Raw genomic sequence first — 15,297 nt, forward strand, 5'->3', positions numbered from 1 at the left:
ATATATATTAGGATAAAATTAAGCTTAAACCTAAATTTCTTATATCCTAGAGGAATGAGATGTAAAATTAATTTAGTGTGAGTATAAATTAATTTTACTTTAATTTTGAAAAGGAGTAGTTTGTTTATGCTAATTTATATTTAAGATGTAAGGAGCAACTAAGGTCATTTAAAAAAATATATAAAATACTTATATATTTTTATACAGCTCCCTATGTTCAAAAAGAGCATAGAGTGATGAATAAATAATTCATCCAAAACTCCTTTAATTGCTGGGAGTTCCTAAAGCTAACTAAACCACAGCATAAGGATGAAACAAGCCTAAGTGCCAAGGTTAGGAAACTAGAAAAAATTAGTTAGATAGCATAAGGTTAAATCCTAAGTGCCAAAGTAATGGATAATCAGCAGGGAAGCTTCAAATAGAAGAACCTTCAACGACTATCTCGAAAGAGAGTACTTTCAAGTGAGAGGAAATGGGGAGCATCCAAGTTTAATTGGATGATGATATAGTCTGTGCTTATGTGAAAGCATAAGAAGTTCAAAGAAGAACTGATTAGGAGTAACGAACCTAGTTGAACAAATTAATTATGCCAATATACTTTATTTAAAGAGTATATTTATGTATATTTTATAAGTGTAGATACAAATGACAAAGAAAAAATCCATTATTGGAATTTCAGGAAGCATTATTGTAGACAATGGGGGAAATTTTCCAGGTTATGAAAGAGCTTATGTAAATTATGATTATGCTGAAGCAGTGATATTAGCTGGTGGAGCTCCTTTCATAATACCTGTAGTCTGTGATGAAGATGTGGTTAGAGCACAATTACAATCTGTTGATGCTCTTATATTATCTGGTGGACATGATCCTAATCCATTATTATATGGTGAAGAACCTAGTTTAAAACATGGAGAAATATTACCAAAGCGAGATACCTTTGATTTTTTATTAATGAAGGTGGCTATGGAAATGAAGAAGCCTATACTAGGGATTTGTAGAGGGCACCAAATAGTAAATATTTTTAATGGAGGAAGTTTATATCAAGATATATCTTTCATAGAAGAAGCATATATAAAACACAATCAACAAATGCTACCTAGTGAAGCAACTCATACAGTATTAGTGGAAAAAGAAAGCAAGTTAAAGGAAATACTTGGAGATTTTGCTTTAGTAAATAGCTTTCATCATTTATCAATTAAAGATGTGGCACCTGGTTTTAAGATTTCAGCAATATCAAAGGATGGCGTTATAGAAGCTATAGAGAAAGAGGGAGACCATTTTGTAATGGGAGTCCAATGGCATCCAGAGATGATGGCTAAAAATCATGAAAATATGCTAAAAATCTTTAAAAGATTAGTAGAAGAAAGTGAAAATAATAAAAATAATTAGGTAGGAAGGATTTTAGTTTTTATGAAAGATAAAAATAAATTAGGTTTCTTAAGTATAGTACTTCTAGGAATAAATTCTATAATTGGCTCAGGTATATTTTTATTGCCTAATAGAGCAGCATCTTTAATGGGTGTAGCAAGTTTAGGTGTAATAGTTTTTGATATGCTTTTAGTTATAAGTATAGCTTTATGTTTTGCTGAAGTAGGTGGAATGTTCAGTAAAAATGGTGGGCCTTATGTATATGCTAAGGAGGCTTTTGGTGATTTTATAGGTTTTGAAGTTGGCTTTATGAAGTGGATTATAAGTATTATTGCTTGGGCTGCCATGTCAGTAGCTTTTGTAACGGCCTTAGAAAAAGTATTTCCACAAGTTTCAGACCCAACAGTTAAAAATATAATTATTGTATCCATATTAGTAGGTCTTGGAATTATAAATATATTAGGTGTTAATCTTTCAAAGGCTTTAAATAACATAACTACCTTAGGAAAGTTAATTCCTTTAATAATATTTATTTCAGTAGGAATATTTTTTATAAAAGGTGGAAATTTCACTCCTTTATTTCCAAAGGGTGAATATATATCAGGTAACTTTGGAGCAGCAGCACTTTTAATATTTTATGCATTTACAGGTTTTGAATCTATAGCTGTGGCAGCTGAAGATATGGAAAAGCCAGAAAAAAACATTCCAAAAGCAATTATAACAGTGATGATAATTGTATCATTAATTGATTTATTAATACAGGGAGTATGTATTGGAGTTCTAGGAAATAACCTTGCTAATGCTGTAACTCCAGTGGCAGATGCAGCTAGCGTATTTTTAGGATCTATAGGAGGAATTTTGGTTACAGTAGGGACTTTAATATCTATAGGTGGAATAAATATTGCAGCATCTTTTATAACACCAAGAAGTGGAGTAGCCTTAGCTGAGGATAATTTATTACCAAAGGTTATTGCAAAACAAAGTAAAAGAGGAACACCTTATGTAGCTATAATAATAACAGTAGCTTTAGCAATTCCAATAGCTTTATCAGGAAGTTTTACAAAGCTTGCAGCTATAAGTGTTGTTTCAAGATTTGCACAGTATGTGCCAACATGCTTAGCAGTACTAGTTTTAAGAAAGAAAAGACCTGATTTAAAAAGTTCATTTAAAATTCCATTTGGTCCAGTTATTCCAATAATAGCGGTATTAGTAAGCACATGGCTTTTATTACAATCTTCAATGGATAAAATATTAATGGGACTTGGTGGATTAATATTAGGTGTACCAGTATATTTCTTTATGAAAAGATCTAATAAAAAATAATATATATATTATAATGTTAAAAAGGAAAAGTAATTGATTTAATTACTTTTCCTTTTTTTGCATTGATTATTTTATACTATTATTTAAAAATTTGGTTTTCTATTTGTGTATTCTTGTCTAAATTTAAAATTATATCAAAGCAAGCTCCGTCATCTTTATTATAGGCAGTTATTTCACCATTTAAATAATTTATAGCACTTTGTGCTATGGAAAGACCTAAGCCAAAATTTCCTTTATCTCCTTTATAGTATCTGACAAATAAATGGTCTAAATCTTCTTCTTTTATTCCTGCGCCATCATCTTTTATATGAATTATTACATTACAATCATTCTTTTCAATGGTTAAAGTAATTTTTTCCTTTGCATATGTAAGAGCATTTGAAATAAGATTAATAACAGCTTCACCAAGTAGCTTTTCATCTGTTAATATATTTAAATTTTTATCTCCCTTTACGTATATAGTTTTGTTATTTTTAAAAGCTAGTCCTCTAACACTATTTGCTATTCTATTTAAGGTTTTATATAAATTAATATTTTTAAGATTAATTTCTATATTTTTTGAATCCATTTGAGAAAGTTTTAATATACCTTTTATAAGATTACTAAGACGTAGACTTTCTTCAATTATTATATCTATAGGTTCATTTATATCCTCAAATACATTATATTTAATTGCTTCTGCATAACCTTGTATAGACATAAGGGGTGTTCTTAATTGGTGAGAAGCATTGGCAATTTCTGCTTTTTGAGATTTATGATAATAATATAATTTTTTTGCTAGTATAAGTATATTTATATTTAATTCTTCAATTTCTTTGTAATTAAAAGATTTTAAATCATCAATGCTGTAAGTACTAGTTACTAAATTTTTTGTATCTTTTAATAAAATTAATATATCCTTTGATAAAGCATTACATAATTTTATAGTAATAAAAATAAAACCTAATAAAAATATTCCTATTAATAAAATAAAAAGTATATTTATTTTAAATAAAACTGATGCAGTAATTTCACTATGAGTAAATGAAAAAAAATATTTTAAAATTGAATTTAATATTAATAGTAAGAAAAATAAAAAGATTAATGTATAAAGTACTAAAGGCTTTAAAAATTTATTTTTTATGGAAGTAGGTTTATTATTATTTATCATCACTATTATCCTTAAATATTCTAAAACCAAAACCCCGTATGGTTTTTATATAAATTTTAGAATTATATTCTAATAATTTTTTTCTAAGTCTTTTAACAGTATCATCTGTGGCTCTACTATCAATTTCAACTCCTCTAAAATCCCATACTTTTCTTAGTAATTCATCCCTACTTATAGCTCTATTTTTATTTTCAATTAAATAAATCATTAATGAAAATTCATTTTTAGTTAAATTAATGTCTAAATCATTTATTTTTGCACTAACTTGAGCCTTATTTATAATAATATCAGAAAAGTGAATAATATTTTTAGTTGGTATATCAGCTTTATCTAATTCAATTCTTCTAAAAATACACTTAATTCTCGCTAATAATTCAATAGGGGAAAAAGGTTTTGTTAAATAGTCATCACAGCCAATGTTTATTCCAGTAACCTTGTCTAAATCACTATCTTTAGCAGATAAAATTATTATTGGAACTGAACTAATAGTTCTAAGAAGTGAGCACACAGAAAGTCCATTTATACCTGGCATCATCACATCTAAAATTACTAAATCACAAGGATTTAAATAAAATTCCTCTAATAAATCTTTTCCATTATTAAAGGTTTTTACTTCAAATCCATCTTTTATAAGAAAGGATTTTATAAGGTTTAATATATTTATTTCATCATCTGCAATGTATATACTTTTTTGCATTTAATCACCTCTTTTTAAAATATATACCTTATTTTACCACAGTTTTGCCACAATAGTACCTTTGAACTGACAAAATAGTCTAGCTAAAATAGATAATGTAATATTTAAATGAAAAATTAAATAAATAGGGGGTAAATATTTTGGGAAATAAAAAACCATTTTATGGTTGGCGTATTGCTATAGGTTCATTTTTTATAATGGCAATGCCCTTTGCAATAATCTTTTTATCACATTCAATATTTTTAAAACCAGTAACCACCGCTTTAGGATTTTCAGCAACGGAGTTTTCATTAGTATTTACTATTGTAGCCATTGCAACTGCTATAATGTCACCAATAATGGGAAAGCTCATAAGAAAATTTGATGTTAAATATATAATGGCTATTTGTGGTGGGATAGTTGCTATTTGCTTTGCTGCCTTTGGATTAGCTAAAGAGCTTTGGCAATTTTATATATTATCTGCTATTTTAGGGGTTTTTGCTACAGGAATAACTCAAATACCTGTATCCTATGTAATTACCAATTGGTTTCCTTCTGAAAAAAAAGGAGTAGCTACTGGAATAGCTTTTTCTGGTGGAAATTTAGGAGCTTTTTTCACAATAATGGTAATATCAAACTTAATGCCTAAAATAGGATATGAAAAATGTTATTTCTTATTAGGTTTTATAATGTTTATTATTACTACTACAGTTTCTTTATTTGTTATAAAAGGAAAGCCATCAGATGTTGGTGAACTTCCTTATGGAAAATCTGAAAATCAGTGTAATTTAGAAAAAAGTAATAAAAAAGTAACTGATATTTCAGGATATACTCTTGCAGAAGCAAAAAAATCTACAGTTTTTTGGGTTTATATAGTTGCAATAATTCTACTAGGAGTGGTATTTGCTGGAGTTCAAATGCATATACCAAGTTATATGGAAAGTATAGGACATAGTGCTATATTTGCCTCTACCATTACATCTATTGTTTCTGTAATGGGTATTCTTAGTAATGTTTTAATTGGAATGTTGCTTGAAAAGGCAGGATTAAAAAAAGGTATGACTATTATTGGAGTATTTATGATTTTATCAATAGCTTGTTTAATACTTGGTAAAACAACTTTATTTGCAATTTTATTTGCTGTAATATTTGGTGGATTTATAGCTATAGCAGCTATGGGACCTTCTTATTTAACAAGTGAATTATTTGGTAAAAAAGAATATGGAGCTATTCTTGGTATTGTTATAATGTTTTTCCAATTTGGGGGAGCTGTAGGCCCTACTTTATCTGGATTTATATATGATACCACTGGGGCTTATAAAATAACTTGGATTATTTTCATAGCATTATTAGTAATAACCTTTGGAACATTTTTAATAGCAATTAATCTTGCAAATAAAAATAAGATTTCAGAAATACAAAATACAGAGGTAAATACACAAATTTAATTTATAAATTATGAAATTAAAATAAAAATATATTAGGAGGCTTTATTATGAATTTTAGAGAAAAATATGGTGAATGGGCAATTGTTTTAGGAGCAACAGAAGGCATTGGAAAGGCTGATGCTTTTGAATTAGCTAGACGTGGCATGAATATAATTTTAGTTGGAAGAAGAGAGGATGCTTTAAAGGTTTTAGCACAAGAAATAAATGAAGAAACAGGAAGAGAAATTAAAGTATTACCACAGGATTTATCAGAATATGATGCAGCTGAAAAAATAATTGAAGCTACTAAAGATTTAGATATGGGTCTTATAAATTACGTAGCTTGTCTACATTCTATGGGACAATATAATAAAGTGGATTATGCTAAATATGAGCAAATGTATAGAGTTAATATTAGAACTTTCTCAAAATTATTACATCATTTCTTAGGAGTATTTAAAGAAAGAGATAGAGGTGCTTTTGTAACTATAGGTTCTTTATCTGGTTGGACATCACTACCTTTCTGTGCTGAATATGCAGCTCAAAAAGCTTATATGATGGCTTTAACAGAAGGTGTTGCTTATGAGTGTAAAAATACTAATGTAGATGTTTTATTAATGGTAGCAGGATCAACAATTACTCCAACATGGCTTAAAAATAAACCAGCAGATGAGGATACAGTAGCAGCTGCTATGTATCCAGAAGATGTGGCTAAGGAAGGATTAGATCAATTAGGAGTTAAATTATCTTATCTTGTAGGTGAAAGAAATAGAAAAAATCATGAAAAAAGAATAAGCACTCAAGATAGAGATGAAATAATAGAAGAATTAGGAAAAATGTTTACACATATGGCATAAGAAAGGTAAAGGGTGATTAAAGATGAAGTTGAAAAATAAAGTGGCATTAGTAACTGCAGCAACAAAAGGTATAGGACTTGCTAGTGCAGAAAAATTAGCAGAAAATGGAGCATTAGTTTATATAGGAGCAAGAAGTGAAGAATTAGCTAAGGAGGTTATAAAATCTATTGAAGAAAATGGTGGAAGAGCTAAATTTGTATATTTTAATGCTAGAGAAGCTCAAACCTATACGGCTATGGTGGAAGAAGTTATAGAAAATGAAGGAAAAATAGATATATTAGTAAATAATTATGGTGGACACGATGTTAAATTAGATAAGACTATAATAGATACTAATGCTGAACATTATTTTTATGAAGTAATAAATAACTTACAAAGTGTTTTCTTAACAAGTCAAACAGCTATTAAATCTATGATGAAAACTGGTGGTGGAAGTATAATAAATATTTCAACTATAGGTTCAGCAGTTCCAGATTTATCAGGAATAGCTTATTGTACATCAAAAGCAGCTATAAATTCATTAACACAAAATATAGCAGTTCAATGTGCTAAATATAATATAAGATGTAATGCGGTGCTACCAGGCTTTATAGCAACAAAGGCTGCTCTTGAAAATATGAGTGAAGAATTTATACAAACATTTTTAAAACATGTACCTATGAATCGTCCAGGTAAACCAGAGGATATAGCAAATGCAGTTTTATTTTTTGCAACAGAGGATTCATCCTATTTAACAGGTGAAATAATGGAGGTTGCTGGAGCTTTTGGAAAGTTTACTCCTATGTATGGAGATTATGTTAAATAAAACTAAAATATAATAATAGATTATCAGTTTAAAAAACACCTAATATTAAGTTTATATTTACTTAGTATTAGGTGTTTTAATATATATTGAAATAAGTTTTGAAAATTTTAATTTTTTATTTAATAATGAACAAAATAGAAAATTTGAAATAGCTAAAAATGAATATCAAGTAACTTCAATATAGGTTTAATTGGAATAACAAAAGATTTTTGTTCAGAAGAACCTAAAATTATTCCTAAAGCTCTATTGGAAAAATCCATAACCATAGCTCCAGAATCTCCTGCCTCACACATTTTAGATGTTATTATTAAATTTTCAAAATAAGCGGCAAAACTATCTTTACCAATAGAAAAGGAGGCATTAATAGAATCTATTGTTCCTATAGTATATCCAGTGGTTCTACCAGATTTCTGTACATAAGTTTCTAATTTTGCATCTGTATAATTAAGAACTGGACCAATTTTATAAATATTTTTAGTATATTTTATACCTGGATTTAGTTTAGCTATAGCACAATCAACTTCATTTTTACTTCTTTTATCATATTCAGATTTTTTAAAATTTAAAGAAACAAATTTAGTTAATGTTGCCACTGTATTAAAAAGAGTTGCATTAGAATCTTTTAATGAAGGTTGAAGAATAGGAGTACCTTTAGGCATTTTATTAAAATAAGTAAGCACATGATTATTTCCTAATATATGGGGTTTATTTCTTTTATTATCAAAAACAATGCAACCAAGAGTACCAGAGTGTCTATGAAATAAAGGTCCTATACTAAAACCTGCTTGTAAAGGTCGAACTTTTGAAATTAAGAATTGAGGTTTTAGAATATATTTATTATTTACAGATTTAGTATGGTTATTAAATATATTTATTTCTCCACATTCAATAACATCTGTTTTTATTCCTAAAAAGTTTTCGGGAATTAATTCATCTTTAAAAAGCTTATTAATTGGAATTTTCTTTTTTACAAAAACATGAAGGCTTGGAATATTGGTATTAATATTTTTAATATGTTTATACCCTAAAGCAACTCCTAATACATTTTTTTTATTATGAAAGAAAGAAGAATAATTTTTTATTATATTTTTTATAGAATCCTCTATCAAAATAATTCACCTCAAAAATACTATATATATTTTATGAATAAATATAAAAATATGTTCTGATATTTAAATATTTTCTTAATAGATATATAGTAAACTTTAATAATAGATGTTGTCATATTATAGTATAAGAAAGGGACTGTCGCATTAGGAGATAAAAAAATCCGCTAGCGATAGCTCATTTTCTATACTTTTTAAAAAAATTTAATATATTTCAAATGTAGTTAAAATATATCTAAAAATAGACGCACTTAAATAAGTCTACTGAAAAGATGTTTTAAAAAATCAGATTATGCAGTTTTTTTAGTTCTTTCTTCTAAGGGTATTTTAGAGTTATTAGCTTTAATACATTTACTTTTATATGTATATTCACTACAATCCTGGCATATATAAATTGTCTTTTAACTTACATATCCTGTTTTAGATTTCTTAAGCTTTATACCTTCCATTTTTAATTTTTTACCATTTTGGCATACAAATAAATCATTTTTATATTTATTTGCATAAGCTTCTATCTTAGTACCGTCAATAAATATTGACTCTCCTGATATTTCTCTAATTTTATGAAAAAAATTAGTCATTTCGGCTAATATTTTTTAAAAGAAAAAAGGAGCTTCACACTAATTATTTAGTGTGACAGCCCCTAGTATTTAAACTCTATTATTTACATTAATAATACTATTTATCAGCCCTTGTCCTGGAAAATCTGCTACTACTATTCCTACGTAAGCAGGGTTATTTTTATCTATATAATCTTTAGTTAAATTATTAGTACCTTCAAAGGCAATTGTGGCAAAAACACCTAAGAACCAATTAACTCTTGGAAAATCAGGATAATAACCAGTAAAACCTGGTTCAGTTAAACCTGTAGAAAGACGAGGAGAATTGGGAGATGAACTACTATGGCCACTAGCTACAAAGTAAGGAAAACATCCTCCACTTCCACTAAGATAGTTTATGAAGCTTTTATTTTCTCTTTTTGAAAAACTTTCATTAGCTTTTAAAAGGTGAGCTTTTACTTTTTCCCATTTGCTGTATAAATCCCAATTGGTTAATAAATAATAATCATCTTGTATATTAAAATAACTGTAATCTAGTCCTTTTACTAATCCAGAAAAATCTTGAAGAATTATAATTTTTCCTCTTAATTCTCCTAAAGTAGGATTGTTATTCCATATATTTTTATATAAATAATTAGAGTATTTAGGATTATTTAAAAATTTTTTTATTAAAGCAACAAAAATATTAGAAGGTTCTTTAGTATATTCCTGTCTTATTCTCATTAATAGAGTTTCACTTTCATTATTTTTTAAAAAATCAGTAACTATATTTAAGATTTCATTAAAATTTGAATATAAATATATAAACTCATGATGGGCATATAGAAAATCTTCAGAATTAGGATAAGCAGCTAGTCTAATATCTAAAAAACGTATACCTGAAATTAATTGAGTTTTTAAGTCTTTTGATTGATTTTGAGCTGAATCACCTCCATAACTAATAGACATAGTATCATGTGTTCCAGGAATTGACAATGCCGATAATGTTCTATTATTATTTAATTTAGCCATCCATTTTGATTTATTTTCACAAATTGTTTTAGTATGTGAATATCCTTCAGTTTTACAATCAACAAAAATTCTCTTAAAACCACCCATTAGTAAGCTCCTTTCTTTTATTTTTTAATTTACTTTATTATATTAAGTTAAGTTATATTTTGATATATAAGTAATAAATATTTTGTAAAAGCTTAAATACATATTATAACATATTTGGAGTGGAAATTCTTAATAATAAACAACAGGTTAATAATACTAGTACTATTAAGAGAAAGGTTATTTTATTTTTATATTAAGGAGTTAACTTATATGAAAAGTAAAAAAATAATAGCTTTAGTTGTAAGTTCTACATTATTTTTATCATGTTTTAACACTTTAACTTTTGCAAAAATTAAAAATTTAGAATTAAATAAAATTGTTTTAAGTGAAAATAAACAACAAATTAATCCTTTAGAAAATAATATAATACAAGTAAATGATTTAATAGGATCTCCAAGTCAGGCATCAGAAAGATTCACCAGTTTGGATGGAGGTATTTTTAAAATTGGATTTGATGAGCAAAATAAAAAATTAAAAGTATTGGATATTAAAAGCACATATTTTTCTACTTTAACAATGAAAAGACCATATTTTATACTTAAAGTATTAGATACAAATTGGAGAGTAAAAAAAGAAATAATGTTTATAGGAGATGATTTAACAGGATGGGGAAAGGAAAATGAAATAAATAACTTTCAATATAATTATGGAGACATTTTAAGTTTATGGGGAAATACTAATCGAACTATAGCTATATATGGGGAAATTTTAGGACTACCACAGGATTATCCGTATATGATGCCTAATACATCTGATTTCTATAATTTTCAAATAACTAAAGATGGATTAAGAGCTGTACACAACCCCTATACGGGTAATGAAACTTTAAGTTCTAATGTTATAGATGTTAGAAGTGAATTTTTACAAGATTCAAAATATATGAGGAAGCTTTCACATTCTAGTGATGCTTTTAGTATAACTTTTGATGAAATTACAAAACAAATAAAAGTTATTAATAGAAGAGATGATTATTATTTAAAACGATATTTAATGCATTTTCCATATTTTAAAATATCAATATTAGATAAAAATAGAAGAGAAAAATTAAATTTAATTATATACAATAATGAAACAGGTAAATCTAAAACCTTAGATTCATTGCATAATTTTAAATATGAATATGGAGATATAATAAAAATTTGGTGTTTATCACCAAAAAGACAAAGTATATTAGGACGGGTTTTAAATGCTTCAGCAGATTATTCTAAGGGTATGTTACATATAAAAAATATTAAAGAACTTGAAGACTTAGCTTTTGAAATTACTCCAAAAGGATTAAAAGAAATTAGAAATGAACCTCCACAAATATTAGGAATAGATAATGTAACCATATTAAAAGGTAGTAATTTCAATAAAATGGAGAATGTAAGTGCTATAGATGATTTTGATGGAGATGTTACTAGCAATTTAACTGTTATTGGAGATGTAAATACAAATAGATTAGGTACTTACACTTTAACTTATAAAGCTTATGATTCTAGTAAAAAAGAAACAGAAATGTTAAGAGAAGTAAAAGTAATTGATAAGTCACAAATAAAAAATTATAAAATAAAAGTTGAAGGGCTTTCTAATAAAGAAAAGTTTAATATTACATTTGATAATTTTTCAAAACAATTTCAAGTTAATGATAAGAAAAATGAAGTTATTCATTCTGGTTTTAATAATTTGAAATATTTTGGAATAAAAATATTTGATAAATCTCTAAATGAAAAATTAAATATTTCATTAAATGGAGATGATTTAGGAATAACTAAAAAATTAAATATATTACAAAATTTTAAGTATGATTATGATGATTTTATATATATTTATCATAAAGAGCCTAGTAATTTAAAAATTCATGGAAAAATAATAAATGAGAAAGAAAACTATACTGATGGAATTCAAAATGAAGATAACCTTACAAATACATATTTTCAATTAACGGAAAATGGATTAAAAGCTATATATAACGGTTCACCTATTATAAAAGGAATTAAAGATACCATATTAAAAGTAGGAGAAAACTTTAATAGTTTAGAGGGAATAACTATAGAAGATGATTTTGATAAGAATTTAGTTCCTACTGTAACGGGAACTATTGATATTAATACCCCTAATACTTACAATTTAATTTATACTGTTAAAGATTCTTGTGGAAAAACTTCTATTAGAAGACGTAAAGTTATTGTACGGGAAGTACTGCCATTAGAAGACAACACCATAATTGTTGAAGGATATGATTATAGAAAATTTTTAGATATTGGGTTTAATGTTAATACTAAAAGGATAACCTTATCTAGATTTACCCCTAACTCTTATTTTCATGGTGGATTTAGAGAATTTTTTAAAATAAAAATAAAAGATAGAGGAAATAAAGAAAAATTATCAATAACTATTAATGGAATGGATTTTTCTTCTACAAGTAAATTAGATATTTTAAATAATTTTAACTTTCAATATGGAGATATTATAGAACTTTGGCATACCTCTCCTAAAAGTATAAATGGAAATATAAAAATAAAGGGTGCTGTTATAAATAGTAAAGAAAATTATGCTAATGGATTATCTTTAAATGATTTAAATAATACTAAGTTTGAAATTACTCCAAGTGGTTTAAAAGCTATTTACAATGAAAATCCAGTAATATCTGGTATAGACAATATTACATTAAAAGTAGGAGAATTTTTTGATCCTTTAGAGGGTGTATCTGTATCTGACTATTATGATAATAATTTAGTTCCAACTATTACAGGAGATGTAAATACTAATATTGCTGGAAATTATTCTCTCACATATACTGCACGGGATAGTGTAGGAAGAGAAACAAGTTCTATAAGGAAGATAATTGTTAGAACTAATGAAAAACCTGTACTTAGTGGTAATGACAATAAGACTATAAAAATAGGAGATGCTTTCAATCCTTTAGAGGGTATAATAGCTACGGACTTTGAAGATAAAGATTTAAATAGTAAAATTTCAGTTATAGGAAGTGTAAATAATAATACGGTAGGTGATTATAAATTAACTTATTCAGTAACAGATAGTGATGGAAATGCAACTACTGCTGAAAGGATTATAACTGTAAGAACAAATACTAAACCTAAATTTACTGGAGTAGAAGATGCTACAATTTTAGTGGGAGAAGCTTTTAATTCTAAATTATCAGTAGTTGCTTCAGATAAAGAGGATGGAGATATTTCTAATAAAGTAAAAATTACAGGTACTGTGGATAATAATACAATTGGTACTTATGAATTAGTTTACTCAGTAAAGGATTTAGACAATAATGAAACCCTTACCAAAAGAAAAGTAACCGTAAGAAGTAATGAAAAGCCTGTAATAGTAGGTGCTGATCATATTACAATAAAAGCTTATGATACCTTTAATGAAAATTTAGGAATAACAGCAACGGATTTAGAGGATAATGATTTAACTAATAAAATTTTAGTTACAGGTAGTGTAGATAATAATACAGTAGGAGATTATAAATTAACTTATTCAGTAACAGATAGTGATGGAAATACAACTACTCTTGAACGAAAAGTAAATGTAATAGTTAAACCAGAATTAGAAAAAAATAAAATAAAAGTTTTAGGTTTAGGAAATTATGAAAAATTTAAAATAGAATTTGAGGAATTAGAAAAAAAATTAAAAATTAAAGATGTAAGAAATTCACCAATACATGTATATTTTCATAATAGAAGATACTTTACTTTTCATTTATTAGATAAAAATTATAGGGAAAAAGTAAAAATCACTTTAAATGGTAATGATTTAGGAACATCTTCAAAATTAAATCAATTAGAAAATTTTAAATATGAATACGGTGATATTATAAAGTTAGAACATGCAGAACCAGGTAGGTTAAAAATTACAGGAGATATAATAGATAAAAGAGAAAATTATTTAGATGGAGTAGGCAATAGAGATAATATTGATAATGTATATTTTCAAATAACAGCCAATGGATTAAAGTCTATTTATAATGAAGTACCAATAATATCAGGTATAAATAATATTACATTAAAAGTAGGAGATGCTTTTAATCCATTAGATGGTATAACTGTAACTGATGATTATGATAAAAAATTAGTGCCAACTATTATAGGAACAGTAGATACTAATGTTGCTGGAAATTATTCTTTAACATATACTGCAATAGATAGTATGGGAAGAGAAGTAACATCTACAAGGAATGTAATTGTTAGAAGTAATGAAAAACCAGTTATAAATGGGGTAAGTAATGTAACTATTAAGGTTAATGATGAGTTTAAACCTTTAGAAGGAATTGTAGCTAGTGATAAAGAAGATTTAGATTTAACTAATGCCATAAAATTAAAAGGTGCAGTAGATAAAACTAAAGTAGGTACTTATGATTTAATATATTCAGTAAGAGATAGTGATAATAATGAAACCATTGTCACAAGAAGAGTAATAGTAAGAAGCAATGAAAAACCTGTAATTAGTGGTAATGATAATAAGACTATAAAAATAGGAGATATCTTTAATCCTTTAGAGGGTATAATAGCTACAGACTTTGAAGATAAAGATTTAAATAGTAAAATTTTAGTTACAGGCAGTGTAAATAATAATATAGTAGGTGATTATAAATTAACTTATTCAGTAACAGATAGTGATGGAAATACAACTACTCTTGAAAGGGGTATAACTGTAAGAACAAATACTAAACCTAAATTTACTGGAGTAGAAGATACTACAATTTTAGTTGGAGAAGTTTTTGATTCTAAATTATCAGTAGTTGCTTTAGATAAAGAGGATGGAGATATTTCTAATAAAGTAAAAATTACAGGTACTGTAGATAATAATACAATTGGTACTTATGAATTAGTTTACTCAGTAAAGGATTTAGACAATAATGAAACCCTTACCAAAAGAAAAGTAACCGTAAGAAGTAATGAAAAGCCTGTAATAGTAGGTGCTGATC

The 15,297-nt window shown here is 26.6% G+C and carries 11 protein-coding genes; 6 read left to right on the forward strand and 5 right to left on the reverse strand.

The window, feature by feature from the left end:
- Positions 1-645 precede the first annotated feature (645 nt).
- Positions 646-1,389, forward strand: a complete 744-nt coding sequence (locus tag GBZ86_RS05875; RefSeq protein ID WP_152888682.1) for a gamma-glutamyl-gamma-aminobutyrate hydrolase family protein — start codon at positions 646-648, stop codon at positions 1,387-1,389.
- A gap of 21 nt (positions 1,390-1,410) precedes the next feature.
- Positions 1,411-2,691: an APC family permease gene (locus GBZ86_RS05880; RefSeq protein ID WP_152888684.1), complete on the forward strand. Its 1,281-nt coding sequence runs from the start codon at positions 1,411-1,413 to the stop codon at positions 2,689-2,691.
- A gap of 79 nt (positions 2,692-2,770) precedes the next feature.
- Here the strand turns inward: GBZ86_RS05880 and GBZ86_RS05885 are convergent, their stop codons facing one another.
- Positions 2,771-3,841, reverse strand: coding sequence for a sensor histidine kinase (locus GBZ86_RS05885; RefSeq protein WP_152888686.1), 1,071 nt, complete (start codon positions 3,839-3,841; stop codon positions 2,771-2,773).
- Positions 3,831-4,538, reverse strand: a complete 708-nt coding sequence (locus tag GBZ86_RS05890; protein WP_152888688.1) for a response regulator transcription factor — start codon at positions 4,536-4,538, stop codon at positions 3,831-3,833. The genes GBZ86_RS05885 and GBZ86_RS05890 overlap by 11 nt, the downstream gene beginning before the upstream one ends.
- A 140-nt stretch (positions 4,539-4,678) precedes the next feature.
- Here GBZ86_RS05890 and GBZ86_RS05895 point away from each other — a divergent pair, with 140 nt between their 5' ends.
- The 3 genes from GBZ86_RS05895 to hdhA are packed head-to-tail and all read left to right on the forward strand — an operon-like array spanning position 4,679 to position 7,606.
- Positions 4,679-5,965 carry an MFS transporter gene (locus GBZ86_RS05895; protein ID WP_152888690.1) on the forward strand — a complete coding sequence of 429 codons (1,287 nt, stop codon included), beginning with the start codon at positions 4,679-4,681 and terminating at the stop codon, positions 5,963-5,965.
- A 47-nt stretch (positions 5,966-6,012) separates the two neighbouring features.
- On the forward strand, positions 6,013-6,801 hold the full coding sequence (gene hdhB, locus GBZ86_RS05900; protein ID WP_152888692.1) for a 7beta-hydroxysteroid dehydrogenase: 789 nt from the start codon (positions 6,013-6,015) through the stop codon (positions 6,799-6,801).
- 22 nt (positions 6,802-6,823) lie between these two features.
- Positions 6,824-7,606: a 7alpha-hydroxysteroid dehydrogenase gene (gene hdhA, locus GBZ86_RS05905; RefSeq protein ID WP_152888694.1), complete on the forward strand. Its 783-nt coding sequence runs from the start codon at positions 6,824-6,826 to the stop codon at positions 7,604-7,606.
- 152 nt (positions 7,607-7,758) lie between these two features.
- Here the strand turns inward: hdhA and GBZ86_RS05910 are convergent, their stop codons facing one another.
- From GBZ86_RS05910 to GBZ86_RS05920, 3 genes are all read right to left on the reverse strand, one after another.
- Entirely contained in the window at positions 7,759-8,715 is a 957-nt protein-coding gene (locus GBZ86_RS05910; RefSeq protein ID WP_152888696.1) for a chymotrypsin family serine protease, read from the reverse strand.
- 398 nt (positions 8,716-9,113) lie between these two features.
- Entirely contained in the window at positions 9,114-9,293 is a 180-nt protein-coding gene (locus GBZ86_RS05915) for a hypothetical protein (protein ID WP_152888698.1), read from the reverse strand.
- A gap of 69 nt (positions 9,294-9,362) precedes the next feature.
- Positions 9,363-10,370 (reverse strand): phosphatidylinositol-specific phospholipase C, encoded by a 1,008-nt coding sequence (locus GBZ86_RS05920; RefSeq protein ID WP_152888700.1) that lies wholly within the window; start codon positions 10,368-10,370, stop codon positions 9,363-9,365.
- 210 nt (positions 10,371-10,580) lie between these two features.
- On the opposite strand from GBZ86_RS05920, the gene GBZ86_RS05925 reads away from it, so the two are divergent.
- Positions 10,581-15,297, forward strand: a 4,717-nt coding sequence (locus GBZ86_RS05925) for an immunoglobulin-like domain-containing protein (protein WP_152888701.1), incomplete at its 3' end; no start/stop codon positions are given.

This window comes from Clostridium tarantellae, assembly GCF_009295725.1.
Taxonomy (GTDB): Bacteria; Bacillota; Clostridia; order Clostridiales; family Clostridiaceae; genus Sarcina; species Sarcina tarantellae.

What these genes read in the sequence shown, in the direction of transcription:
- hdhB (WP_152888692.1), top strand. Translation starts at nt 6,013, where the DNA reads ATGAATTTTAGAGAAAAATATGGTGAATGGGCAATTGTTTTAGGAGCA.
- GBZ86_RS05885 (WP_152888686.1), bottom strand. Translation starts at nt 3,841, where the DNA reads ATGATAAATAATAATAAACCTACTTCCATAAAAAATAAATTTTTAAAG.
- GBZ86_RS05915 (WP_152888698.1), bottom strand. Translation starts at nt 9,293, where the DNA reads ATGACTAATTTTTTTCATAAAATTAGAGAAATATCAGGAGAGTCAATA.
- GBZ86_RS05920 (WP_152888700.1), bottom strand. Translation starts at nt 10,370, where the DNA reads ATGGGTGGTTTTAAGAGAATTTTTGTTGATTGTAAAACTGAAGGATAT.
- GBZ86_RS05875 (WP_152888682.1), top strand. Translation starts at nt 646, where the DNA reads ATGACAAAGAAAAAATCCATTATTGGAATTTCAGGAAGCATTATTGTA.
- GBZ86_RS05880 (WP_152888684.1), top strand. Translation starts at nt 1,411, where the DNA reads ATGAAAGATAAAAATAAATTAGGTTTCTTAAGTATAGTACTTCTAGGA.
- GBZ86_RS05890 (WP_152888688.1), bottom strand. Translation starts at nt 4,538, where the DNA reads ATGCAAAAAAGTATATACATTGCAGATGATGAAATAAATATATTAAAC.
- hdhA (WP_152888694.1), top strand. Translation starts at nt 6,824, where the DNA reads ATGAAGTTGAAAAATAAAGTGGCATTAGTAACTGCAGCAACAAAAGGT.